Consider the following 22,494-nt stretch of genomic DNA (forward strand, 5'->3'; position numbering starts at 1 on the left):
GCTCTCGGATGCTATCGGGATCTATGTTTTTTCCCTGCGCACGGGCGGAACTATAAGCCGATCTACGTTGGCCTCACGACCAAGTAGAAATTTTGCAAGGAGGTATTTAGCGAACGCAATTTGCGCATGATTTCGCAGCTCAATAGCCGCAACGGCTGGATGAAGGGCACAATCTGTCTGCATTTGCTCGGAAAGCGGAAGGAGAAGCAGTCGGGGTTTGCACGACCTCGTAGAGATTGGCTTCAGGCACTTGAAGCGCTGATGATATTCATCTGCCGGAGAAAGAATCCGAAATTGCTGAACCGAAAGCACACGGCGTGGCTGGACGATGTGGGGATCGGCGGAATCACCTCAAATACAGCGACGAAAGGCAAGCCGTCGCATGCGACCAGTACGCTACGCAATGTGATGGACTGGTGACTAAGCCACCCAGCCCCTCCACCGAAGAGCCGGTGAAACTGAAAACGCAGAACCCCGGCTAGATAGCCAGTATTAAAGACGGTGGAGGCGGCAGGGCATCTATTTAGTAAGCAAACGCCGAAGTCCCGGACGCCCGCATGGTCAGGACCGAGGGCGTCGGAAACGGTCGGCTGCATCACACCCTGATTACGCAATCTGTGATACACATCGGCATCTGGCGCACTTTGGGGGAATGGCGTGCGATGCCGAAGAATATTCTGATCTTCTCCGACGGCAAGGGTCAGGCCGGTGGCATCAATTTCGATGAAGCGCGTACGAATGTGTACAAGCTCTACCGCGCCTGCCGTGTGGGGCCAGACACGAAGATCGAGCCGTCCGAGCAGGTGGCGTTCTACGATCCAGGCCTCGGCTCAGCATCGGATGGCGGGCATTTCAAAATCGGCTGGATGCGCTGGCTCTACAATCTGGCCAGCATGGCAACCGGCCTCGGCATCACCCGCAACATCGTCGATTGCTACGCCGCAATCATCGGCTTTACGAGGAAGGTGATCGTATCTTCCTGCTCGGCTTCAGCCGAGGCGCGTATACGGTCCGATCGGTCGCGGGCGTCCTCTCCCAATGCGGCATCCCGCGGAATATGCCGGATGGTTCCGCGCTTCGCCGCGATCCGAAGAGCATCCATGAACTCGCCGAGCACGCCGTCAAGGACGTGTATCAGTTCTGCCCGTCCTATAGCCGGAAGGATGCCCATGGCTACTGGAAGTTTCTGATGGACACCCGCGCCGCGATTGCCGCCGACTTTCGACGGCAACACGGCAGCTCGAAGACCGTCAACAATATCGAGCAGGCGAATGTCGTTCCCTACTTCATCGGTGTCTTCGACACCGTCGCTGCGCTTGGACACAAATATCTCGGCCGCGCGCTGTTCGGCCTGTGCGCCGCAATCCTGATCGGCGTTCATTTCCTCGGCGTCTGGCTTGAGCCTACCTATCCCTGGGCTGGTCATCTGACGCGTGACCTCAGCTACTTCGGCGTTGCGGCCGCCATTCTCCTTGTATTGAAGAACTATCTGAAGGTAGCACCGCCGCTGCCCAGCTATAGCTTTCTTAAACGACTCGCGACGTTGCATTTCGCTCCGTCCAAGCACAAATTCTACGACACGACGCTCAATCCAAACGTTCCCTACGCCAAGCATGCGATCTCGATCGATGAGAACCGCGAAGATTTCGCGCGTGTGAAGTGGAATCCACTCGATAGCTCGCGAACCTACACGCGCGATGCGTTTGGCAACATCTTCTTTGAGCAGGTTGGGTTTCCCGGCGTGCATGCCGACGTTGGCGGCGGCTATTTGGAGAACGAAGCGCGGCTGTCGGACAATGCGCTCAACTGGATGATCGCGGGTGCCTCGCTCATTCCCGACGGCCTAAAGCATGACGGCAGCGTCCTGCGTCTTTCGCCAGATCCCGCCGGCCCGCAGCACAATGAGCAGGCGGGCGGCTTTCTCAAACTTGGCTTGCGTGAAATTCCTGTCGACGAGAAAACAGGGCTGTCGAAATCACCAATGCACAAGTCTGTCTATCGCCGCTTTGAGGCCGGCCCGGTTCTGCTGTACGACCGCATGTCCCTCTATCGGCCTGACAACATGCAGGTGCATGTCGATTTCAGGCATTATTTCGATCAGAGCGCCCCGCAGGCCCCGCAGTGCGTCGCTGACGATATCGAACTGAAATGGAAGAACGGCGGCTTCGTAGGCCGTCTTTGATCAATTTTTCCCGACGAGCGCTTGGAGGACGTGATGATCCGGACGGCGACTGAGACGGAAATTGTAAATGTGGCATGTGAGCTGTGGGTTCTTCCAAATGGACTCGCGCCGCTTGCCGTAGCACTGAGGATATCAAGTGACAAAACCCGCAAAAACTGGGAAGTTCATCAGCCAAACACGTTGCATATATACCGGCAAAGTGATCGATCCATCGGACGCAAACTTCAAGCCAAGTCCCGAGCATATCACCCCGCTCGCGTTGGGCGGATCGAACCAGTTTACGACGTGCGACGTATCGTTAGTGGCAAACAATAGAGCCGGTGACGAAATTGACGATGCGGTCGCTAGCACCATCCCATTCTTGATGCTTCGACATCGCTACAAGCTTCAGGGCAACCGCAAGGTTATCCCGTCTTTGAAAATGAAGGGTGAGTTCATCGATATCAGTGCCGCCGCCGAGTTGGGCATTAGTTCGCAAGGCGCCCTGGAGAGTTCAAGTTCGAGGATGAACAAAAGACATCAGGAGAGATAATCTCACTCGGTTCAACCGAGGACCGGGTGCGGTTCTTTCTTCGAGGTAGGCTTGAGCAAGCCAAGCAGCGGAAGCTTCATCTCTATACCCAATTCGGCGAAATCACCGATGATGAGGACATCGAGATCGCTCTTCTGGTCGCCAATCGGAATGAGGGCCGCGAATTCAAGGCCAGCGTAACGGTCGATGTTGCCGCATTCAATGAAGCCCGCGCCCGCCTCATGGTCAAAATTGCGCTCGGATTGGGCCACCGGGTTCTCGGTCCCGAATGGACGCTCGGACCGGGCGGCATGATGCTCAGGAGCCACCTCTTTCCGGGAGAAAAGGATCTCAATTTCGGTTCGCTGAAAGGCACGATCGATGCCAACGTTCCTCCGGTAGTCGCAGAGATTGTCGGCCTTGCCAACAACAGACACGTCATGGCCGTTCTCCCCATTGGCAAATCGACATGCGCCTTTATCTCACTTTTTGGAGGCCAGGTAGGCACAGCCGTCGTCGATCTTGGCTACGACTCTCGTCGTAAATTCAACCGAGCCGTGAACAAAGGCGAGCGTCTCGATTGTGCATTCTCGATCCCCCTGGACGTCTCGGGGGCGCGGCCGCTGGAGACGCGCTCGATCCACGAGTTGGCCAATAACGCGAACCTGAAGGGTATCTTGCCAGAATCGCGCGCGGCGGCCGAACGGCTGTTGCGTTGACCGATCCGCCACCTGTCGGTGAAAAGGAAGACAGCCCGTCCGGTATTGGCAGGAGGCGACTATGAAGTTTGCAGAAATTCACGGGGAGCGCACGGAAGCGCTGCCGGGCATGTCCGCAGCGTGCCCCGTCTGCGCAGCTTCGGTTATCCGACAATTCAGCGTCGCCCATCGCGTCCACCGCGGCGGCAGAGTAGCTTTCATTAATTCCCTTCTTTAAAAAGAGGCGCTGCGGCTTCCTGCCGTCGAAGTGTTGAACGCTACTGCGCTTCAGCCAAATGCGCACCCCCGCAAGAACACAGTGGCTCGTTGGAAATTTTTCGAGCTGGCTCTGCGAAGTTTCGTCGGCGTCGGGCACCAATGCCGCGATGTAGACGAGCGCGGCCACCCGAGGGTGCTCGCCGGCATGCATGATCAGCGTGCCGTCGTAGGAGTGGCCGACGAGGACGATCGGACCGGGCACGCGAGCGAAACAAGCCTTCTCGGCTGCGGCAAGGTGAAACTCGTCGCGGGCGCGGGAGAGCCCTCGGATTCCGACGACGGCTCGTTGCTGATCCTCTGACGTGGCCTCCGGCGACTGGACGACACCGTTGAGCCGGGCTAATGTGAGGCCGATTAATCATCCCCAATCAACGCAATCCGGCACGTTGCCCGCTCATTGGGGAAGCGGGACTTATTCGAAAATTGCTCGGTGTAGGTGAATGTCAGCCAATTCCTTTGAACGAATGCAGTCTTCAGCAAAGCTGCAAATTCCTGCCCTAGCGTCGGCGACTATGGCCCTCTTGGCTATTGTCTTCTATGCGATTGTTTTTCCATTTTATGAAGGCCACGCCACCACACTTTTTATATTTGTGGCCAGCGGGACGCTGCTCCTCGGCTGTGCGATCGTACTGCATCCCTCTTTTTTTGTTGTCGTGCTTGCGTTGTTCCTGACGCTTGGTTTCCTAATCAAGGCCGTTGCGCATCTTACCTTCGGAGCCCAGCTGATCGAGCCGGTAGGTGATTTTTCAGGCTCGCCAGCCCAATGGGACATGGCGTTAAGATTTGCTACGGCTGGTCAGTTCGGCGGCGTCGCCTCAATCATCCTAGCGTCCTTCGTCCCGTCCCACGGTCGCATCACTCCCAGCGACGCAAGCGGTCAGCGAAGACTAGGAAATATCCTATTCGGCGCCTTGGCCCTACTCCTCGTTGTTGCGACCTGCATTTACGCGCTCAATTTTCGGTTCGCCATCCTGCGGATCGGCTATCCACTTGGGATTGACATTCATCCGCGAGTCTATGCCATGTTGGCCTTTATTCTCACATGGGGCGCGCTTCTCGGCGGCCTTGCGCTTACGCAATGGCTGATAGAACTTGAACGACTGCGCTACGGGTCTCTGATCCTCGTCGCCAGTTTCCTCGGCTTTCTCTCGTCTCTCACGATGGGCAGTCGGATCCAGTTTCTCCTCTACATTCTGGCATCCGTCTGCATAGTGCTTTGGCGGTGGAGGAATGTTCAGCGCTGGGCGGAGATCGCGTTCGCGCTCTGCATTGCCGGCTTCCTTTTCGTTCTGTCGATTGCGGTCGTCAGCATCGAGCGTAACTATGCCTTCCAGAGCGGTCACCAGATTGTTGTGCAGACCCCGTCTTCGTCGATCGTCGGTCCGCCACCCGCGGTCGGCGGAACAGATGCTCCCCAACAGCCTGCTCCATTCCCACCTTCGCTCCCTACGAGGAACTCGCTGCCCCCGTCCCCGGACAAACCCGCCTTGTCCTCTCCGACCCAAGCTCCCATTCCTCCTTCCAAACCCCGCCAACCTCCGTCTCCTCTTGGAGATACGGCAACGCTTGCCACGAAGTTCGACGTGGTGACCAGCGAGAGCAGGCTCAGCAGTGTCCTCCAGGAATTGCGCAGCCTTGTCCTGATGCGGTGGATCGGCTTGGAAGGTGTTCTAACGACGGAGGGTGCGGAGCGCGAACTCGGTCGCGACCTTCTTCTGCGAGGGCTGACCGAAGATCCCGCGGCTGGGAAAAACGGCATCTATCAAAGGATGGCGGGAGACCCGTATGGCAAAGTCGAGGTCTTCACCTTCCTGACGCTTCCAGGGATCATTGGCTTTGCGAGCTATTCTGGGAGTATTCCACTGATCTTCGGCTTTGTATTCGGCACGATCCTCGCCGGACACTTAGTGGAATGGTTCGCCTGCACGATCACCGGAAATGTGGCAGTTGGAGCGGTTTCAGGGGTTTCCCTAGCCTATCTGACTGTGCAGATGGGCTTTCCCTGGACGCTTGTCATCTATGCGGTAGAGCTTTGTCTAGCTTGCGCCGGGCTCAGTGTATTTTGGTTCGCAAGCCGCTGGATGGCGATGTCGAGGATCTGACACGCGGCGTGCGCTCTGTGGCCGCGCTCGTCGAGTTAGTTCCGGCGTCTCAACACGCCGCGGGTAATCGTGATGGCGTGTCCCAGAGTCTTGCGGGAAATAGCAGCCTGAGGATAGGCAAAAGACGCCAGAAGACGCCGGATAGCGACGCCGGCGCGACCGGACTGACCGTGGATCGCCGCAGACAGAAGGTCGGCATTGGCCCGGGCCGAGCGCTCCCACCGCCGAATGTCCGCGGGAAGATCTGGGCGCGCGAAGAGGCTATCGATTACCATCAGTGGCTCCTCCCCGCGCTCAAATGGAACGGCCCGATAGGTCGTCGACTGCGCGTGCATACGGAACTCGGCGAGCACCTCCGAGAGATGATAGAAGTCGCCTTCGAGCGCCATACGCAAGAAGAAGTCGAGGTCAGGAATCTGCCGCAGATCCGTCCGCCACGGTCCGGCCTTCTCGTAGGCCGCACGCCGGAAGAGCGCGCCAGGTCCCGGCAGGCAGTGAAGCTCTCCAAAAAGCGCGCGGCGCGAAAAGTCCGGCGGCTCGACCGTGAGAAGCAACCGCGAGCACTCGTCTATCAGGTCGAAATCCGGATAAACGAGAATCGCGTCGGGCCGCGCCTCGAGCTCCTCAACACAGCGTCGCACGGCGGCGGGCTTCAACCGATCGTCCGCGCTTAGGTAGCCGATAAAGGTGCCATTTGTCATACCCCAGCCCGTCGCCATGGCCGCGCTCTGGCCGGCATTGGCTTGGCGATACAGCCTGATATGGCCCTCGTAGCGCGCGAGGATCACGCCCGTCGCGTCGGTCGAGCCGTCGTCGACTGCGACGATCTCAAGATTGGGATAGTCCTGGGCCAAGAGGCTATCGATTGTTTCGACGATGTAGTCGGCGGCGTTGAAGGCCGGCACGACGATTGAGACTTTCGACCGCATTCTAGTTCGTGTCCTTCGCAGTCGAGTCGTCATCCCCCGTGGGCGGCGATGGCGCAAATGTCGTCGTTCCTTCTCCGGAGGCCCCTTCGACAAGGAATTTGAGATGGCATGCAAGCTGGGCCACGATGCTGGTCCAAATATAGCTCCGCTCTACATGGAGGCGCAGCCTTTCGCCGACCTGCGGAAGGGTGGACCGTCGACTCAGCATCGCGCTTAGGCCGTCGCGCAGCCCCTCGACCGTCGCCGGCACCACCTGTCCCCCGCCAAGCGTCTCGACCTCGTCGAAGCCGCAGCGGTCCGTGAGAAGCACCGGGGTCCCAGCCGCGCCCGCTTCCACCGCGACGAGCGACATGGCTTCCGCTCGGGAAGGCACCACGAGAAACAGCGCGCGCCGGTAAGCGGCGGTCCGGTCGGCCTCCCCCAAATGGCCGGTGAAGAGAACGCGCCTCTCAAGGCCCCGTCTAGCGGCCTCCTGCCGGAGTTGCGCACCCATACCAAAGTCGGGGCCCGCCATCACGAGCGCGACGTCTGGATGAGCCGCAGCGACAGCGGCGAAGGCCTTCAGGAGAAGATCCGGCCCCTTCACCTCGGCGAGGCGGCCGACAAAAAGGATAAATGGTTCGTCCGGCAGAGCGACCGCAGCTCCTGATGACGGCGATGGAGAAGGCTCGACGCCGTTCGGAACGACCACGACCCGATTAGGAGCCAGTCCGAGACGCTGGATGATTTGCATCCGCTCCAAGGGCGTAATCGCCACAATTAGACCAGCGTTGCGCAGCATGAATCTCCCAAGCAGCACATGGAACGCGCGCGCGATGGGCCGCGGCCGTTCCAGGCCAACGAACTCGCCCGCTGCGCTGAACGCATAGGGCTTGCGGAATCGGGTCGCCGTAAAGGCCGTCGCGACCGACAAAAGATTCCAGTAGCCCAGGATGTGAATCGCGTCCGCGGAGCGCACGGCTTCAGCCAGCCTGTCTGGGCGGATTAGTGGCACGCGGAAGCGCAACTTGATTGCGGGCGAAGCATAGACCGGCATCCCCGCGCTGCGCAGTTCGTCGGCAAGATCGCCATCCTCCATCGTTGCCAGCATGCAGCGATGTCCCTGAGCCGCAAGGTGGCGCGCAAGCCGACGGGTCCGTTCCGCGGTGCCGCCGCCCGTTTTCGAACTCAAGGAAATGGTAGTAAGGAGGATCCTCATATGTGGCGCTCTTCAGCGTCTACGGCGAGCATGCGCGCATAGTTCCGCAGTGCCTCGCCGAATCCGTCCGCTCTCAAGCCAAAGCCCTTAGCCTTTTGGGCCGAGAAGCGCCGCCTCGCGGCTTGGCTCGGCAGGCCCCGCAAACGGAGCGCGAGGCTCAGCGCGGCAGGAGGCAGAGCCGGCACGTTGCGTAGCGGTTGGCGACCAAAGCTTTCAGCAAGGGTATCCTGGACAAACGCGAAGTTGTTGTCGGAATCGTCGTCTTGCGTCAACAGAACCACTGTCGGTGCGTCAACACATACGTCGACTGCAAAATGTATAAGGGCGCGCGCAACGAGCCCGACACTGACCAGATGCATGCGCCGCTCGCCGTAGAGCGCGCGGCGCAGGGCCAGCTTTGGGAATGACGCATCCGCCATCTCCTGCGCAAAGCTTACGACGTTGCGTCCGCCCGGACCGAACACCGCTCCAAGCCGCAAGATTGCTGCTTCGGGGAAGCCTCCCGCGATATTGCGCTCAGCTTCGCAGTGCTCCTCCTCGTAACGCGACAGCGGCCGGACAGGGGTTTCCTCGTCAATTAGGCCCTGAGCGGAGCCCGCATAGACATCGATACTGCTCGCATGGACGCAGCGGCGCAGGCCTACGTCCCCGAAGCTCGGACCTAGCCGCCGCAGCAGGTTCGGATACCAGCCCCGACCGTCAGGGCGCAGAAGGTTGATGAGCACATTGCCGCCTGCCAGCGCCGCCCGTACCTCGGAAGGATCGTCGAGATCGACCCGCTGCACCCTGATGCCGGAATCGGACAGCCATCGGGGAAACGAGCGATGCACGAGATAACGCGGACGCCGGTGAACGGCCGGCCATGTCTCGGCGAGAGCGCGTCCCACGAAGCCGGTGCCGCCGAGGACGACCACCTCGGGAACGCCTTGCGAAAAAGGCGCACTTGTCATCGTCTCAGCCTTCCCTCCGAAGAGGCGGCCACCGGTGGATTGCATCTCCCCCGCGAGGCAAAACTGGCCCGCCATTGACCTGGAAGCGAAGGATCTACATCGAACCGGGCACGCGCCCGCAAGACAAAGCAGGTAACCTGCGACACATTCCCAAAAGCGGCAGCAACGGCTAGTCCAAACACGCCCCCAAAACGATAGCCGAGGAGGCACAGAATAATCGTCACCGCGCTGGTGCCGACCACGATCATGAAAGCGCGACTCTGATCACCCCAGATCATCAATAGGACGCCAGCCGCCCCGCCGCAGGCGTGAAGCACGTTACCCAGTCCGAGCAGGAGAGTTAGCCAGTAGGCGTCCTGGTAATTCGCATTCCAGAGCGCGATGAAGCCGTAGCCGACAGCCGCAAAGCCGATATAAAGCACCGCCGCTACGCCGGCACCTCCAAATACGACGCGCGCCAGGATGCTGTAGAGGGTTGCGATGTCATCTGTCGATCGAGCATGTACTGCAAGCGGCGCAGCGGCGGCATTCGCAATTGCGAGAGGCATCACCATCAGGGCGGAAAAGCGCAGCGCCAGGCCATACTGGGCGACCTCATTCATGCTGCCAAGGCTGCCGAGAATGAGCATGTCAAGATTTGCAAGACCGAATAGGACAAGCGTCGTGAATAGATTGGGAAGCGTCTCACGCAGTACCGCAGTGGCTTGCGCAGGCTTGTGCGCGGATCTCGGCCAGTTGGCAGACCGCAGCCAGAAGAGCGCGAGACCAAGCGTGACACTTCCTACCGATCCAAGGAGGATAGCAAACAGGGCGCCGCTCAGCGTCGCCCGCTCCCCGATCGCCAGTACGAGGCCGGCATAGGCGGCGGCGAAAATGCTGGCCAGCGCGGCCAAGTTGGCGGCGGCCCGGACGGCATGCACCGCCCGCAGAAGCTCGACTATGACGGCCGTCAGACTGGCCAAGGACCCGATCGCTGCGATGATCGGCAGCGCGGCGATCCAGGTGGCCCGATCAGCCGGGTCGAGGAACTCTACGATCCATGGAGACGCTGCGACTACCACGACGACGACGATCACTCCGAGCCCAGTCGAGAAACACAAGATCGTTGCCGCCAGACCTCGCGCCCGTCCTAGATCCTTCCGGGCCACCGCGTCCGTCACCTGGCTCGGAATGGAAAAGGTAAAGCCCAGTTGGCAGAAGGTCGCAAGCCCAGCGATAATCAACTGCGCTAGAAAGTATTGTCCGATGCCTCGTTGATTCAGCACGAGTGGAAGAAGGAGCGAATTGCCAAATCCCGCGATAATGACGACGCCGCGGCTGAAAAGCGCTGACGCTCCGGCGCTGCGGAAGGTTGGAACTGCTGGCGGCGTCTCCGCGCCTGCCGTGAGCGGCGCCAAATCCGTCATCCCTGGCGCAATGGTTGCGTGAGCGCCAGTGTATCGGAGACGCTGGAGGCGCTTTCATGATCGAGGGTCATGCCACTTCGATTCCGCTCCTGCCTGACAACTTCCTGCTGCTTTTCGTCTTCAGTTGGCACGAAGCAACCTGCGATGATGCTATGTACCGGCACTTTGCGCGACAAGAGAGATAACGAGAACGCCGATCGGCGCTGCGTAATCCGGCGTCCGAAGAGGCGCAACGGCTCTTCTAGGAACCGATACGAAATCTCTGCCAGCGCGAGCGCGGCCACAATCGCGACCAGAAGAGTGATCATGCGTCCATTTTCGCGTTCAAGCATAGTTGATGCCAGCGACAGAGTCGCGTCCCTCGTCAGGGCGAGAGTGGGAAGGTGCACTAGATAAAGCGAGTACGATCGCGATCCTGCGTAGCGCGCAATCCACTCCATCCACCGCGCCTTCGTGAGGTATGAACTATCCGATGCGACGATGAAGACGATTGCGCCGGCCGACAGCGAGACCAGTCCCATATAATGGGTTGAGATCTGTGCCCGTGCTGTGACGATCAGCGTCGTCATGAAAAATCCGAGAAGAGCCTGCGCCACGAGCCGGTGCCCGCGCATGTATTGGCGAATGCGGGCATCAATCTGGTGATGCATCGAAAGCGCTGTCACGCAACCGAACAAGAGTGCGTCGCTGCGAATGAACCAGAGCAAGCCACCCCAAGGCCGTTGGATCCATGCCTGCGTAAGCGCGCCGGCGAGGAAAAGGATGATCAACGATTTTGGACGGCGGACAAAAAATAAGTTTAACGAGATGAACAGATAGAACTGTTCTTCAAGCGACAGGCTCCAGTAATGCCATAGGGCATTACCAGAGCATCGATCGGAGAGATACGTGTAACAATAATAGATATGTAAATTAACAACATTGAAGAAGCTTGCGGTCCAAGTATCAATCAGAGAGCTTGTTAGCCCCAGCGCCGGCAAGTCACCCATGGCGAGCGAGAGAAAGAAAACTACCGTCGACCAAAAGACGGCCGCGGGGAAAAGCCGAAAGATCCGGCGCACCCAGAAGGTTGTCGCATACCAGCCGAAAGCGGGGGACGTCTGTAGCGATGCTAGAAGTGAGCGCGTGATTAGGAATCCGGACAGACAAAAGAACAGGTCCACGCCCCCGCCTAGCCAAAAATAACCAGTCCAATCGCCCCATTCGGGCACCAATGTTCCGAGATGGGCAATGATTGTAATCGAGATTGCATAGCCACGCAGAGCCTCAATATCGGCATTTCGCGGCTCGGTGCGGACCCAAGCTGGATATGGAATGAGATGAACGTGCGGCCCGTCTGCAATAGAATCCGCCGGCATCAGATTCTCCGCCCCTTGCCTTTCCATAATGGCATACTTGAAGCTCGCATTTGCACATCACCATCGAGACGTCTTGGAACTCTAGAACCTTTCATCGCGACGCGGAAGCGCTCTGCCGAGCGGAATTCAATAAAGGTCGACGGCTTCGACGCTGCCCGTGCCTAGCGCAACTGCTTACGGATCACCATACCCTGCTCTGGCTTGTCAGTCCGTCTTCTTCCAGACGCGCTGATTTACAAACTCTGTATAGCTCTGGACTATGCGTAACACCTTATCGGAAACATTGCAGGGCTCGTAATCCGCCGGCATCCGCAGCAGCCGGTCGCGGCCTCGCGGTTGCCCCTCGAGGATCGCGAGCGCGCCGAGAACGCGCTCGACATTCAGACCCGTCATCATCACGGAAGCTTCCTCGACACCTTCGGGGCGCTCATGCACATCCCGCAAGGTCAGCGCCGGAAAGTTAAGGATCGCGCTTTCCTCGGTTATCGTGCCGCTGTCCGACAGAACGGCGCGCGCCTCGCATTGCAGCTTCACATAGTCCAGGAACCCAAAGGGCTTCTCGAAATGGACGTTGACAGGGCAGGATACGCCGAGGGCGTCTATGCACTTGCGCGTGCGCGGGTGGGTGGAGACGATAACCGGCTCGTGGTACCTCGTGGCAAGGACCGTTAGGATGTCAATGAGCATGCCGAGCCGCTCAGGCGAGTCGACATTTTCTTCCCGATGCGCGCTGACGATGAAATAGTGCCCAGGGGACAGCCCGAGCCTGTTCAACACGTCGGAATTCTCGATCCCCGCCCGGTAATGTGTCAGAACCTCGCGCATCGGGCTGCCGGTGACGATCACCTGATCGGGCGGAAAGCCCTCGCGCAGGAGATAGGTGCGGGCGATCTGACTATAGGTTAGATTGATGTCCGCCGTGTGATCGACGATGCGACGGTTGATCTCTTCCGGAACGCGAAAGTCGAAGCAACGGTTGCCTGCCTCCATGTGGAAGATCGGAATTTTCCGGCGCTTGGCGGCGATCGCGGCGAGACAACTGTTGGTGTCTCCAAGCACGAGAAGCGCATCCGGCCGATGTGCCTCCATCGCCTCGTCGGCCGCAATGATAACCTTGCCGATCGTCGTGGCAGCGGATTCGCCTGCGGCCTCGAGGAATTGGTCGGGTGTGCGGATGCCAAGCTCGGTAAAGAAGATCTGGTTGAGTTCGTAGTCGTAATTCTGCCCAGTATGGACCAGGACATGCGCGAAATGCGCATCGAACGTCTCGATGATGCGGGACAGGCGGATGATCTCCGGCCGCGTTCCAACAACGGTCATGACCTTAAGCATGCACGGCTTCCTGAATGAGGTCGAGCCGCAATAGGACTTCCTTGATCTCTTCAACGTCCAGACGACGGGTGTTATGCGAAGTATAGTCTGTCCCGTCTGAGACCTCGCGAATGCCGTCAGTAAAATACTTATCGTAGTTGAGGTCCCGCGAGTCCGCTGGGATACGGTAGTAGGTGCCGAGATCCTCCGCGCGCACCATCTCCTCCCGTGATACGAGCGACTCGTATAGCTTTTCCCCGTGCCGGGTTCCGATGACACGGATCGGGTTGTCAGAGTTCAGAACTTCACGGATCGCCCGGGCGAGGTCACCGATCGTAGAGGCCGGCGCCTTCTGGACGAAGATATCACCGGGCCCTGCATGCGCGAAGGCATAGAGCACCAGATCGACCGATTCGTCGAGCGACATAAGAAAGCGCGTCATCTTCGGGTCGGTCACGGTCAGAGGACGGCCCTGCCGGATCTGCTCCAGGAACAGCGGGATGACTGAGCCGCGCGATGCCATGACGTTGCCGTAGCGCGTGGCGCAGACGACCGTCTTGCTGCTGTCCGTGAGGCGTGACTTGGCGATCATCACTTTTTCCATCATCGCCTTGGAAAGGCCCATGGCGTTCACGGGATAGACAGCCTTGTCCGTGCTCAGGACCACGCAACGCCGGACGTCGTTCTCAATCGCGGCCCGCAGTACGTTCTCGGCGCCTAGGACGTTCGTCTTGATGGCCTCCAGCGGATAGAATTCGCAGGACGGCACCTGCTTTAGTGCCGCCGCATGGAAGATGTAGTCGGTGCCACGAACGGCATCGTTGATCGCAGCGCTGTCCCGAACGTCGCCGATATAGAATTTCAGACGGTGGTCCTTTAGCGACTGCCGCATGTCTTCCTGCTTCTTCTCATCCCGGCTGAAGATGCGGATCTCAGCAAAATCGGTATTGATGAAACGTGCGACAACGGCATTGCCGAAGGAGCCCGTTCCGCCCGTGACGAGCAGCGTCTTGCCAGCGAACATAGACATTCCAATCCTCGCGAAAGCCTGAATCAGCCGAAATCACGCATGATGCGCACGAGAGCCGGCCATTCCGGCGGTTGATAGCCGGTCCTGCGGCGGAAGCGGCTGGAGTCGAGCGAGCGGTCGATGACGAGCGTCTCGTCCGGCACGATGTCGATCGCCCGACCATAATTATCAGCGACGATCCTGAGCAGCTCGTATTTGCTGATCGGCGCGGCCGATACATGATAGAGGCCGCGAAGCGAACGATCGGGCAGGACAAAATCGCGGACGAGACCCATAAGCTCGGCGGTCGGCAGCCCCGAGAAGATCGCTTTGGTGAAGCCCTTGACGCTACTCGACTGCGACAGGAACCAGCCGATCAAGCCGTGAGCACTATTCAGTTCATGCCCGATGATTGAAGTCCGCAGCGTGACTGCGTTCTCGTAATCGACCTCGCCAAGAAGCTTGCTGCGACCGTAGAGATCGTCCGCGTTCGGCCGATCCTCCTCCGAATAGTTGCCTCTGACGCCGTCGAAAACGCAATCGGTGCTGATGTGGACGAGGCGGGCGCCGGCCAGCCGGCAAAGCCTTGCCAACCGGTGCGGGAGAAGCGCGTTGATCGGAAGCGCGGCAAGTGGGTCCTTGGCTTCCGACAACTGCTTAATGAGGCCGACACAGTTGATCACCACGTCCGGCCTGACGTCGGTCAGAATCCTGCTGAGCGCATCGACGTTCTCGACATCAATATCGCTGATGAGATTGGACCTCAGCGCCTCTGGGAACAAGGCCTGCAGTCCTTTCGATCGCGTCGAGCCGAAGGCACGGTAGCCGGCGCTTTCGGCAAAGCCTCGAAACATCGCATTGCCGAGCATTCCGGTCGCGCCAAGCACGAGCACCGTTGTGTTCGAGTTCTCCGTTATCATGTTCTGCCTTGTCTCGAACGGCCGAGGGCCTCATGAAAATGCCGCACCAAATCTTGGGCCAAGGCCCCCGGAGCGAGATGCTGGTCGAAATAGGCTCTCCCCGCAGCACCCATCGCTTCGCGCCGCGCGGCAGGGAGGTTTCGCATTTCGAGTATGGCCGAGGCAAGCGCCGCAGAGTCTTCAGCCGGAACAGCGAGTCCCGCCTCGGCGTCGCGGATGAGGTCCGCCCCCTCCCCGTCGAGAGCGCCGATGATCGGGCGGGCGGCGGCCAGATAACTGGGAATCTTGCTTGGGATGGTCAAGGCGAGACTATCGGCTCGCCGGAGCGTTACGAGCAGTGCGGAGGCCTGAGCGAAAATCGCAGGCATCGCCTCGGCCGGATACTGGCCGGCCAGTTCGATATTGCGAAGGCCCCGCCGAGCGGTTTCCTCGCGCAGCCAGGTCGCGCGACTTCCCGCACCCACGAAAATAATCCGAATCAACGGATCCGCTATAGTTTCAGCGCAAGCGACGACCGTCTCAAGGGCCTGCGCTGAACCGAGATTGCCGGCAAAAACAACATTGAAGCAGTCTGGCTCCATCGCCAGCGAAGACGGAGCGGCGGGGCTCCTCTCCACCAGGGCGATGTCGCCCGGATTAGGGTGATAGGCGATCGGCACACGGCGCCCCGCCGACTCCCGGATCTTCTGGACGAACCCACGCGATTGGGCAAGCAGGAGATCGGCGCGCCGGTAGATGAAGCCTGTCAGGGCGGCGACAGCGGCAAGCGCGGCCTTGTTGCGGACATACCCGGTCGATTCCAGGCTGTCGGGCCAAAGATCCTGTACCCATATGACGAGCGCCGCTCGCTTCAGAAGCTTCAGGAATGCTGCCGGTAGTCCCTGAAGAATCGGTGAGATCGCATAAACGAAGATCACGTCGTATGGTCTGCCGCGGGTAAGCCGCGGCGCGAAGAGGAGTGCGCTAAGGACGAACGAACCATAGTTCGCCATGCGGCGCAAAGCGCCGCCCCCACCACGCGGCACGACTGGAACCCTGTGGATCATATAGCCCAACGGATGTCGCTTCGATCCAACACCGGTGGCGCTATAGCCGTCGTAGATTTCACCTTTGGGATAGTTGGGTTGGCCGGTCAGCACCTCAACATCCACGCCGCAGGCACGAAGCGAGAGAACGACTTCGTTAATTCGCAAGTTCTCTGGCCAGAAATGCTGACTGACAACCAAGACCCGCAGACCATTCGACTTCAGGCTTACCATTCGACTTCAGGCTTAAAGCGGACTTGCCGACAGCGGTCGTCGCGCTGATCAGGGTGACCTGTTTGCTGCTGCTCGTCGAAAACGTCTTCCCCAACGCCCTTGGATCGATCGCCGAGTCAGCGCACGAACGTTTATTCATAGTCCGCCTTCCTCAAGAAGCGTCGAGTGACGCGCACGATCGGACCCGCCGGCATTCATCATTGCCGCAATCTCCGCATTCGGAGTGAAGCCAAGTTCACTCGCCAGCAGCAGCCGAAGGGCACCGGCGACATCGTGATTTTCGACTAGCCGATGGAGGTCGTCGATGATGCGCGTGATGAGCGCGCGCTCTATGTAGCGGGGCGAGGCGGCGAGAATGCCGGGTGCGCCGGTCTGGCTCAGTGTCTCGCCGGGGTCGAAAAGCTCCTCGAACAGCTTTTCGCCCGGCCGCAGTCCCGTGTAGACGATCTTGATATCGACGTCGGGGCGAAAACCGGATAGCTCCCCTGTAAGATTGCGCGGCAAGCGATGGTGGCCAGCCCGTCCGCGAAGACTGGGGCTGGCCACCCTGCTCCTGAGAGGGTCACATTCTTCCAGGCGCCCCAGATAATGGCGCAGACAAGTAACCGGGGCACCTACCAGAATCGGCGGGTCCCTCCTCCTCGACCAGTCTCTAAGCTGGTCCGACAGCTTGCCCAGATGGGAGACACCCGCATGCCCAAACGCGTGCGCATCCGTTGCATAAACAAGACTGACAGGCGAAACGCACACGAGAGAATCAAAAATGTCGGCGGGGTAAATTCAGACGGAACGCGATGGAAGCTATCCGTTAAGAAGACTATCCGAGACCTCGAAAGCCGCGAGTGGGAGTACTACGTCGAAGAATCAGGCGTCACTGTCGAGGTCATCGTCGCCACCGATGGCCGACACAAGTACATCAAGACAACAGTGGACGGAATTCAACCGGACAATCTCCTTTCCCTCCCTGAGTGTCCGTGATGCTTATCGATCCCAGATCGTGGCGGTGCGGGCGCGACTCGGCGTCGGACTGCGTAGCCGACGCTGTCCCTATCGCGCCCGCGCTGCCGGTGAAGCTAGCGGCAACGTGATTCGGCGCCTTGACGTGAACCGAGGAGGCGCTGTCCCTACCACGCGCCGCTAACTTCGGTGGCCAGCCTCAAGGGAGGGAGAAGCTGACCGGGCAACGTATCCTCCGGACGAATGCCCTAGAGCAACTACCAGGATAGGGCGGTGACTTGGCAATCAGTCTCTGATCGCAGGCAGCGCCGTCGCAAGCTGACGTTTTAGCTTGATCGGCAGTTGGCCGAATTGGCGTTGAAAGTCGTCGTTGGGAAATTCGTCTCCAAACGATGGTCGAACGTAGATTTCGTCGCGCAACACAACGAGGCTTGACGATCTGATGATCTCGTGAGGTAAATGAACCTTTCGAGGTCCAAATGATCTGCGAGATTGTTACTGTCGCGCTCGCCGTCTTGGCTGTCAGGCTGCTGATCGCAAACCACCTGGTACGACGACGAGACGTTTTGCGTCGCGTCCGGCGGCGCTAAGTTTCCACCATGCCTCCGCCAAACAGACGCAGCCTGCCGAACCCATTGGACCTCACCCTCGTCAAAAACGAGATGGTGAAAGGGCAGCGGATCATCGTGAACGCAGCGGCGGGTCCCAGAATGGTCGGCCGACATGGCGTTGTTCTCGGATCTGGCGGAACGCGCCACCGCCTTCGTGTTCTGCTTGACGGGTCAAAGCATGAGATAACGCTACACGCGCGTTTTGTGGATGTACTGAACGAGAACGAGCCATCCGCTTGACCTACAGCCTCGCGTCCGCTGCGCGCGGTTACATCGCCGTCGTGCGGTGTCGGATAAGGGCGTAGTTTGCGCACACAGCGCCATGTTGTTAGACCGCGCCGGCATCTGGCCGGCGATCCGTTGCGAGGCGCGACTTAGCCGGAATTGTTGATGGGCCGACGCGGCTGTTCCCGCGACGCGCCGACCACATCAACATCCGCGCCGCTAACTAATTGACCGGCGCGACCTTTGGATTGCACCGAGGTATCCCTGTTTGTACGCGCTGTTTGCTGCGAGCGCGCCAGGCAGCGCCCCGACAAGCAGTGTTGCAGGAACATCCGTAAAGTTGGTGCCGTCGCTGGAGTCCTGCAACTTCGCGCTGAAGCTTGCAGCGCCGACGATCGCGCCAGTGTTGATGACAAGCGCGGCCGATTCAAAGCCGTTTGTATCAACGCTCGTACCGTTGATCGTGGCAGCCTGCACCGCAGGCACAATGGTTGGGGTAAAGCCCAGATTCTGGATAATATCTCTCATCAAATAATTCCCTGCTTTGTATTGATTGGTGGCGAGACGCGACGTTCCCCGATCGCGTCTCGCCTGTCGCGGCCGGTAGAAAGGAACAACCGGCGCGCGGCGTTACTGATCCATTTCCTTGAACACCAAGCGGCGGTCGCGCGGCTTAGCGTCCTTCACCGATGCCTCAGCCTGACGCAATCGCGCGCCACGGCTTGGCTTCTTCTTGGCGGCGTGCTTGCGCACATCGGCTTTACAGATCTCGTCAAGCTTCGCGACCATGCCGCGGATCTCTGCGCGCGTTTCAGTTACCGTCTTTGCTTTCATTGTCAGACCCCCGAATAAATCAGAGCCGGGCTTGCCGAAAGGCGCCAATCCGGCCGCTTGGCCGAGTCGACGTACTTCAGCTCGATCGCGCGTTCGATAATTGAGCGCAGCGGCGAGTATTTCTCAGCCAAGTCGCCGCGTTCGCTGAGAACGCGCTTGGCAGGGCGGCCCGAAGCGTCCGTAAAGCGGTGCACGTCGCGTTGGTTGCGGTAGAGGCGGTAGGCAGCGCGAGTCGCTGCCAGGAAGACGACTAGGAAGGCCCAAGCGATAATGATCGAAGAGCGAGGGATGGCTTCGAGCCGTACGAAAAAGAAATGCGCGGCGATGAAGACCGCCGCCGAAACTGTTGCTGCCTTCATGATCGCGACAAGATCCGGCAGCGAGGCGTAGCGCCACACCCCCCCGGTTTATGCCAAGCGCAAAACCGACAAGGCTGACGGTTAGGCCGAATAGAGCCGCTGCGGCGAAATATTCGAATTCGTTCTGGACGAAGAGCTCCGAATCCAGCCGCAATACCAAGGCGAGAAGGAAAGCCGCCGAGCTTACTACTAGCCCGTCTTATTCGTAAGAGGCGCCCGAGAGGCTGGCGAGCGTGGTGTAAAGCGCTGATACGGCGTAGGATTCGGTTGTGAAGCCAACCCCATCACCTCCAACCGCGAACGCCACGCCCGCCATGACCGACGATACGATTCCGCCCTTCTCGTTTCCAGCCATTCACGCCAAGAAAGTCACAGCTGCCTTCGATGGTGGACGCCTAACCTCGAATGGGGGCGTGATGCTTCTGGCGATGGCCGAGCGGCGTCTCGGTTTGGCCGACAATCTGGCCCGGGTGTTCCCGGATCGGCGCGATCCGACGCGGGTCGTGCACAGCCTGGTCGATATGTTCCGCGCGCGCATGTTCGCGATCTGCTGCGGCTACGAGGACGCCGACGACCTCGATCATCTGCGGTCCGATCCCGCATTCAAGCTGGCCTGCGGTCGCCTACCGGACACGGGCCGGGATTTGTGTTCCCAACCGACGCTGTCACGCCTGGAGAATGCGCCGCGCCTGCGCGACGTGATCCGGCTGACCTACATTTTGGTCGACGCATGGATGGATAGCTACCCGCGCGAGCCGGCATCCGTCACGCTCGACATCGATGATACCTGCGACGTCGTCCACGGCCATCAGCAGCTCTCGCTGTTCAACGCTCATTATGATGAACGCTGCTTTCTGCCGATCCACGTCTACGACACGGAGAAGAGCCGGCCCGTGGCGGTCGTGCTGCGGCCCGGCAAGACGCCGGGCGGCGTCGAGGTGCGTGCCCATCTGCGCCGCCTGGTACGGCATATCCGCACGCGATGGCACAACACGCAAATTACGTTCCGTGGCGACGGGCACTATGCCCGGCCGGAGGCCATGGCGTGGTGCGAGACCAACGGCATCGACTACATCTTCGGTCTGTCCGGCACCAAGCCTCTCGCCAGAAAAGTCGACGAGGTCGCCGACGACATCCGCACCCGACGCGCCATCGAGAACCTGCCGGTTCTGCGTGGCTATACCGAGACGCGCCACAAGGCAAAGTCCTGGGATCGCGAACGGCGCACCGTCGCCCGTATTGAGGCGACCATGCTCGGCCTCGACATCCGTTTCGTCGTCACCAGCCTCGATGTCGGCTCGGCCGAGTGGATCTACGACAGCCTGTATTGCGCGCGCGGCCAAGCAGAGAATCTGATCAAGCTGCATAAGACACAGCTCGCCTCCGACCGCACCAGCTGCCGTTCGGCGCTCGCCAACCAGGTCCGTCTCGTGCTCCATACGGCCGCTTATTGGCTGATGCTGACCGTGCGCGACGCCATTCCCAAAGCCCGGGAATTGGCCACTGCCGAGTTCGCGACGCTGCGTCTTCGTCTCTTGAAACTCGCTGCCCGTGTGGTCGAGACCACGAGCCGCATTCGCCTTGCGTTCGCCGCGGCATGTCCCGAAGCCGACCTGATCCGCGGCTTGCCCGGCGCGCTGCTGCCGCTCAGTCCTTGACCGGCGGGGCGTCCGCCCCCCGTTCGCCCAACCTATCCCTCAAGCGCGTTGCAAAGTACAGGTGGTCAGGCGGTGAAAAGCCGAAGGCAATCCTGTGCGCCTCGTCAGACAAGATGTGCGGCCGCATCAATCGGGCCAAAAAGCCGCACTCTCACGAATAGGACGGGCTAAAGGCGGTTTGGTTGAGGTGACCGTTCCTGAGCGGAGCTTTCGGAACCGGACATCGGTCGATAAGTTTGAGATGGCTGCAAGCATGCCGGGTCTTGTCGTAGCGGCAGTTCTCGTAGGTCCAGTAACTGTCCAGGAGATGGCACGCTGGGTCACATGCCGTCTGACTGATCTCTTGCCAGGTTATTCCGCCGTGAGCCTGAAGGTACGACTTAGCGACTCTGTCTGAAATTCCCTGGAAGGAGAACGTTTCGACCATCCAGCTGAATAGGAGCGGCGTTTCCCGAGCTCGCACGATTTCACGAAGGTCGGGATCTGGCGAGCTGATACTGAGTTGAGGAGCGGACGAGAGTTGGCCACTGCTATTGCGGCATATGGCCTCGATCAGGCCGATTGCGTACCTGACCGCCGCTGCGCCGGTGGACCGAGAGTGCCCCGTCGCTGCCAATGATCGAGACTTTGCTAGATCAAAGATACGAGCCTCCTTTGGGCATCGCTGTCACCATCGATGTATCGCTGGGTTGTTTGGATCGAGCGATGGCCAGCCAAGAGCTGCACGTCTCTTAGGGAGCCGCCTGCCTTGTGAACGAGCCGCGCGGCTCGCGTAATGAAGGTTCTTCGGCCCGAATGTGAGGAACACGGGACTTACTATGCGCAGCGGAAGGTGCCCGAACGCCTTCAAAAAGCGGTCGCGCGCGTGCTCAATTCAGGCCGTGGTCGCCAAGTCTTCCTAAAGAAGTCACTGGGGACCAAAGACCTCAAGGCGGCGAATGTGGCCGCAACGCACGTCCTTGCCGACTTCGACCGGACGATTGCCGATGCAGAAGCGCTGTTGAAGGAGCGTCCCGTAATTCCATCGCTGACTGATGCGCAGATAAAGCGCATGGCGGAAGCATACTACGCAGCCAGATTGGCGAATGATGAGGAGGAGCGCCGCGAGGGCACTGGCTCCGAGCCGTTGTTTCAAAGCATCGCGAAGCAGCTCAGTGCGGCGGGTATCGAGTATCAAACCTCATTTTCCGTTGGTGCAACGCCAGAGGCTGGCTTGTCGGACCGCGAAGTGCTGAAGCGCGTTGCACACTCGAGTACGAGCTGGCCATCGTCCCGCCCGCGTTGGCTCGCGGCGACATCAGCGTCATCCGAGAAGAGCTGGACGAGCTGCTGAGTGATTTCCAACTCAATGTTGACCGCAAGAGCCAGTCGTACCGAAAGCTCGGCATGGCAGTGCTAACAGCCTACGTTCGCGCTCTCAGAGACATCGAGAGACCGAATGCGGGTGAGCCGATTGAGACGCCTCCATCCGCCTACGTGCTCCCTGAGCTTCCTACGGGCCAACAAGGAGGCACGCTACGCGAAGCCTTCGAGGGCTGGAAGAAAGAGCGCCAGAGGCCGGAGGGTATCGCATCAAGTGCACGTCCGAGAACATTGAACGCGTCATTACGGAAAATCAGCTTTCTTATTTTCACTGATCTCCGCATCCCGAAGCGTTCGTCAAACAGTGTCCGGAGCAGCAGGGAGGAAAAAATGTCAGACCGGCGCGAGCTATACCGGAGCCCAAATGGGGACGCAT

22 protein-coding genes and 2 pseudogenes are annotated in these 22,494 nt (G+C 59.6%); 10 read left to right on the plus strand and 14 right to left on the minus strand.

Features of this window, described 5'->3' with window-relative positions:
• The first annotated feature begins 126 nt into the window (after positions 1 to 126).
• The 7 genes and pseudogenes from J4G43_RS52845 to J4G43_RS52870 all read left to right on the plus strand — a co-directional run bounded on the left by J4G43_RS52845 (position 127) and on the right by J4G43_RS52870 (position 5,772).
• Positions 127 to 420, plus strand: a complete 294-nt coding sequence (locus J4G43_RS52845) for a hypothetical protein (protein ID WP_208089746.1) — start codon at positions 127 to 129, stop codon at positions 418 to 420.
• 242 nt (positions 421 to 662) lie between these two features.
• A pseudogene (locus tag J4G43_RS56380) lies at positions 663 to 1,264 on the plus strand (phospholipase effector Tle1 domain-containing protein); the annotation flags it as partial.
• A gap of 279 nt (positions 1,265 to 1,543) precedes the next feature.
• Complete coding sequence (locus J4G43_RS56385; protein WP_408581462.1) at positions 1,544 to 2,182, plus strand: phospholipase effector Tle1 domain-containing protein; 639 nt, start codon at positions 1,544 to 1,546, stop codon at positions 2,180 to 2,182.
• 136 nt (positions 2,183 to 2,318) lie between these two features.
• On the plus strand, positions 2,319 to 2,714 hold the full coding sequence (locus J4G43_RS52855; RefSeq protein ID WP_208089749.1) for a hypothetical protein: 396 nt from the start codon (positions 2,319 to 2,321) through the stop codon (positions 2,712 to 2,714).
• A gap of 26 nt (positions 2,715 to 2,740) precedes the next feature.
• Positions 2,741 to 3,412: a hypothetical protein gene (locus J4G43_RS52860; RefSeq protein WP_208089750.1), complete on the plus strand. Its 672-nt coding sequence runs from the start codon at positions 2,741 to 2,743 to the stop codon at positions 3,410 to 3,412.
• Between the two features lie 298 nt (positions 3,413 to 3,710).
• The gene (locus J4G43_RS52865) at positions 3,711 to 3,971 is read left to right on the plus strand and encodes a hypothetical protein (RefSeq protein ID WP_166350362.1); all 261 of its coding nucleotides are present in this window, start codon (positions 3,711 to 3,713) and stop codon (positions 3,969 to 3,971) included.
• Positions 3,972 to 4,110: 139 nt separating this feature from the next.
• Positions 4,111 to 5,772 carry a hypothetical protein gene (locus tag J4G43_RS52870; RefSeq protein ID WP_166350360.1) on the plus strand — a complete coding sequence of 554 codons (1,662 nt, stop codon included), beginning with the start codon at positions 4,111 to 4,113 and terminating at the stop codon, positions 5,770 to 5,772.
• A gap of 35 nt (positions 5,773 to 5,807) precedes the next feature.
• Here the strand turns inward: J4G43_RS52870 and J4G43_RS52875 are convergent, their stop codons facing one another.
• The 10 genes from J4G43_RS52875 to J4G43_RS55810 all read right to left on the minus strand — a co-directional run bounded on the left by J4G43_RS52875 (position 5,808) and on the right by J4G43_RS55810 (position 16,616).
• Positions 5,808 to 6,701 carry a glycosyltransferase gene (locus tag J4G43_RS52875; protein ID WP_166350358.1) on the minus strand — a complete coding sequence of 298 codons (894 nt, stop codon included), beginning with the start codon at positions 6,699 to 6,701 and terminating at the stop codon, positions 5,808 to 5,810.
• Position 6,702: 1 nt separating this feature from the next.
• Positions 6,703 to 7,899 carry a glycosyltransferase family 4 protein gene (locus tag J4G43_RS52880; protein ID WP_166350356.1) on the minus strand — a complete coding sequence of 399 codons (1,197 nt, stop codon included), beginning with the start codon at positions 7,897 to 7,899 and terminating at the stop codon, positions 6,703 to 6,705.
• Complete coding sequence (locus tag J4G43_RS52885) at positions 7,896 to 8,813, minus strand: NAD-dependent epimerase/dehydratase family protein (RefSeq protein ID WP_228411367.1); 918 nt, start codon at positions 8,811 to 8,813, stop codon at positions 7,896 to 7,898. Before J4G43_RS52885 ends, J4G43_RS52880 begins: the two co-directional genes overlap by 4 nt.
• A gap of 32 nt (positions 8,814 to 8,845) precedes the next feature.
• On the minus strand, positions 8,846 to 10,255 hold the full coding sequence (locus J4G43_RS52890) for a lipopolysaccharide biosynthesis protein (RefSeq protein WP_208089752.1): 1,410 nt from the start codon (positions 10,253 to 10,255) through the stop codon (positions 8,846 to 8,848).
• The gene (locus tag J4G43_RS52895; protein WP_166350350.1) at positions 10,252 to 11,613 is read right to left on the minus strand and encodes an acyltransferase family protein; all 1,362 of its coding nucleotides are present in this window, start codon (positions 11,611 to 11,613) and stop codon (positions 10,252 to 10,254) included. Before J4G43_RS52895 ends, J4G43_RS52890 begins: the two co-directional genes overlap by 4 nt.
• Positions 11,614 to 11,817: 204 nt before the next feature.
• A complete protein-coding gene (gene wecB, locus J4G43_RS52900) occupies positions 11,818 to 12,945 on the minus strand; it encodes a non-hydrolyzing UDP-N-acetylglucosamine 2-epimerase (protein ID WP_166350348.1) in 1,128 nt (375 codons plus the stop codon).
• Positions 12,938 to 13,948: a polysaccharide biosynthesis protein gene (locus tag J4G43_RS52905; protein WP_166350346.1), complete on the minus strand. Its 1,011-nt coding sequence runs from the start codon at positions 13,946 to 13,948 to the stop codon at positions 12,938 to 12,940. The genes wecB and J4G43_RS52905 overlap by 8 nt, the downstream gene beginning before the upstream one ends.
• A gap of 29 nt (positions 13,949 to 13,977) precedes the next feature.
• The gene (locus J4G43_RS52910; RefSeq protein ID WP_166350344.1) at positions 13,978 to 14,853 is read right to left on the minus strand and encodes a dTDP-4-dehydrorhamnose reductase family protein; all 876 of its coding nucleotides are present in this window, start codon (positions 14,851 to 14,853) and stop codon (positions 13,978 to 13,980) included.
• On the minus strand, positions 14,850 to 16,112 hold the full coding sequence (locus tag J4G43_RS52915) for a glycosyltransferase family 4 protein (RefSeq protein ID WP_208089753.1): 1,263 nt from the start codon (positions 16,110 to 16,112) through the stop codon (positions 14,850 to 14,852). The genes J4G43_RS52910 and J4G43_RS52915 overlap by 4 nt, the downstream gene beginning before the upstream one ends.
• A 135-nt stretch (positions 16,113 to 16,247) precedes the next feature.
• Positions 16,248 to 16,616: a polysaccharide biosynthesis protein gene (locus J4G43_RS55810; protein WP_283258617.1), complete on the minus strand. Its 369-nt coding sequence runs from the start codon at positions 16,614 to 16,616 to the stop codon at positions 16,248 to 16,250.
• 189 nt (positions 16,617 to 16,805) lie between these two features.
• Here J4G43_RS55810 and J4G43_RS52925 point away from each other — a divergent pair, with 189 nt between their 5' ends.
• The gene (locus tag J4G43_RS52925) at positions 16,806 to 17,090 is read left to right on the plus strand and encodes a DUF3892 domain-containing protein (protein WP_224516986.1); all 285 of its coding nucleotides are present in this window, start codon (positions 16,806 to 16,808) and stop codon (positions 17,088 to 17,090) included.
• A 1,034-nt stretch (positions 17,091 to 18,124) separates the two neighbouring features.
• Here the strand turns inward: J4G43_RS52925 and J4G43_RS52930 are convergent.
• The 3 genes from J4G43_RS52930 to J4G43_RS52940 all read right to left on the minus strand — a co-directional run bounded on the left by J4G43_RS52930 (position 18,125) and on the right by J4G43_RS52940 (position 19,137).
• Positions 18,125 to 18,433, minus strand: a complete 309-nt coding sequence (locus J4G43_RS52930; RefSeq protein WP_208089754.1) for a hypothetical protein — start codon at positions 18,431 to 18,433, stop codon at positions 18,125 to 18,127.
• A 102-nt stretch (positions 18,434 to 18,535) separates the two neighbouring features.
• Positions 18,536 to 18,739 (minus strand): hypothetical protein, encoded by a 204-nt coding sequence (locus tag J4G43_RS52935; protein ID WP_166350338.1) that lies wholly within the window; start codon positions 18,737 to 18,739, stop codon positions 18,536 to 18,538.
• 2 nt (positions 18,740 to 18,741) lie between these two features.
• The gene (locus J4G43_RS52940; protein ID WP_166350336.1) at positions 18,742 to 19,137 is read right to left on the minus strand and encodes a hypothetical protein; all 396 of its coding nucleotides are present in this window, start codon (positions 19,135 to 19,137) and stop codon (positions 18,742 to 18,744) included.
• A 275-nt stretch (positions 19,138 to 19,412) separates the two neighbouring features.
• Here J4G43_RS52940 and J4G43_RS52945 point away from each other — a divergent pair, with 275 nt between their 5' ends.
• Positions 19,413 to 20,756 (plus strand): IS1380-like element ISBdi2 family transposase, encoded by a 1,344-nt coding sequence (locus J4G43_RS52945; RefSeq protein ID WP_208089755.1) that lies wholly within the window; start codon positions 19,413 to 19,415, stop codon positions 20,754 to 20,756.
• Positions 20,757 to 21,386: 630 nt separating this feature from the next.
• Here the strand turns inward: J4G43_RS52945 and J4G43_RS52950 are convergent.
• Positions 21,387 to 21,563, minus strand: a pseudogene (locus J4G43_RS52950) (tyrosine-type recombinase/integrase); the annotation flags it as partial.
• On the opposite strand from J4G43_RS52950, the gene J4G43_RS52955 reads away from it, so the two are divergent.
• Positions 21,532 to 22,089 (plus strand): DUF6538 domain-containing protein, encoded by a 558-nt coding sequence (locus J4G43_RS52955; RefSeq protein WP_208089756.1) that lies wholly within the window; start codon positions 21,532 to 21,534, stop codon positions 22,087 to 22,089. The pseudogene J4G43_RS52950 and the gene J4G43_RS52955 overlap by 32 nt on opposite strands.
• Positions 22,090 to 22,494: the final 405 nt, after the last annotated feature.

Origin of the sequence: Bradyrhizobium barranii subsp. barranii (assembly GCF_017565645.3) — a bacterium.
GTDB lineage: Bacteria > Pseudomonadota > Alphaproteobacteria > Rhizobiales > Xanthobacteraceae > Bradyrhizobium > Bradyrhizobium barranii.

What these genes read in the sequence shown, in the direction of transcription:
- J4G43_RS52845 (WP_208089746.1), top strand. Translation starts at nt 127, where the DNA reads ATGATTTCGCAGCTCAATAGCCGCAACGGCTGGATGAAGGGCACAATC.
- J4G43_RS52870 (WP_166350360.1), top strand. Translation starts at nt 4,111, where the DNA reads ATGTCAGCCAATTCCTTTGAACGAATGCAGTCTTCAGCAAAGCTGCAA.
- J4G43_RS52875 (WP_166350358.1), bottom strand. Translation starts at nt 6,701, where the DNA reads ATGCGGTCGAAAGTCTCAATCGTCGTGCCGGCCTTCAACGCCGCCGAC.
- J4G43_RS52880 (WP_166350356.1), bottom strand. Translation starts at nt 7,899, where the DNA reads ATGAGGATCCTCCTTACTACCATTTCCTTGAGTTCGAAAACGGGCGGC.
- J4G43_RS52890 (WP_208089752.1), bottom strand. Translation starts at nt 10,255, where the DNA reads ATGACGGATTTGGCGCCGCTCACGGCAGGCGCGGAGACGCCGCCAGCA.
- J4G43_RS52895 (WP_166350350.1), bottom strand. Translation starts at nt 11,613, where the DNA reads ATGCCGGCGGATTCTATTGCAGACGGGCCGCACGTTCATCTCATTCCA.
- wecB (WP_166350348.1), bottom strand. Translation starts at nt 12,945, where the DNA reads ATGCTTAAGGTCATGACCGTTGTTGGAACGCGGCCGGAGATCATCCGC.
- J4G43_RS52905 (WP_166350346.1), bottom strand. Translation starts at nt 13,948, where the DNA reads ATGTTCGCTGGCAAGACGCTGCTCGTCACGGGCGGAACGGGCTCCTTC.
- J4G43_RS52910 (WP_166350344.1), bottom strand. Translation starts at nt 14,853, where the DNA reads ATGATAACGGAGAACTCGAACACAACGGTGCTCGTGCTTGGCGCGACC.
- J4G43_RS52915 (WP_208089753.1), bottom strand. Translation starts at nt 16,112, where the DNA reads ATGGTAAGCCTGAAGTCGAATGGTCTGCGGGTCTTGGTTGTCAGTCAG.
- J4G43_RS52925 (WP_224516986.1), top strand. Translation starts at nt 16,806, where the DNA reads ATGCCCAAACGCGTGCGCATCCGTTGCATAAACAAGACTGACAGGCGA.
- J4G43_RS52930 (WP_208089754.1), bottom strand. Translation starts at nt 18,433, where the DNA reads ATGAGAGATATTATCCAGAATCTGGGCTTTACCCCAACCATTGTGCCT.
- J4G43_RS52935 (WP_166350338.1), bottom strand. Translation starts at nt 18,739, where the DNA reads ATGAAAGCAAAGACGGTAACTGAAACGCGCGCAGAGATCCGCGGCATG.
- J4G43_RS52945 (WP_208089755.1), top strand. Translation starts at nt 19,413, where the DNA reads ATGACCGACGATACGATTCCGCCCTTCTCGTTTCCAGCCATTCACGCC.
- J4G43_RS52955 (WP_208089756.1), top strand. Translation starts at nt 21,532, where the DNA reads ATGAAGGTTCTTCGGCCCGAATGTGAGGAACACGGGACTTACTATGCG.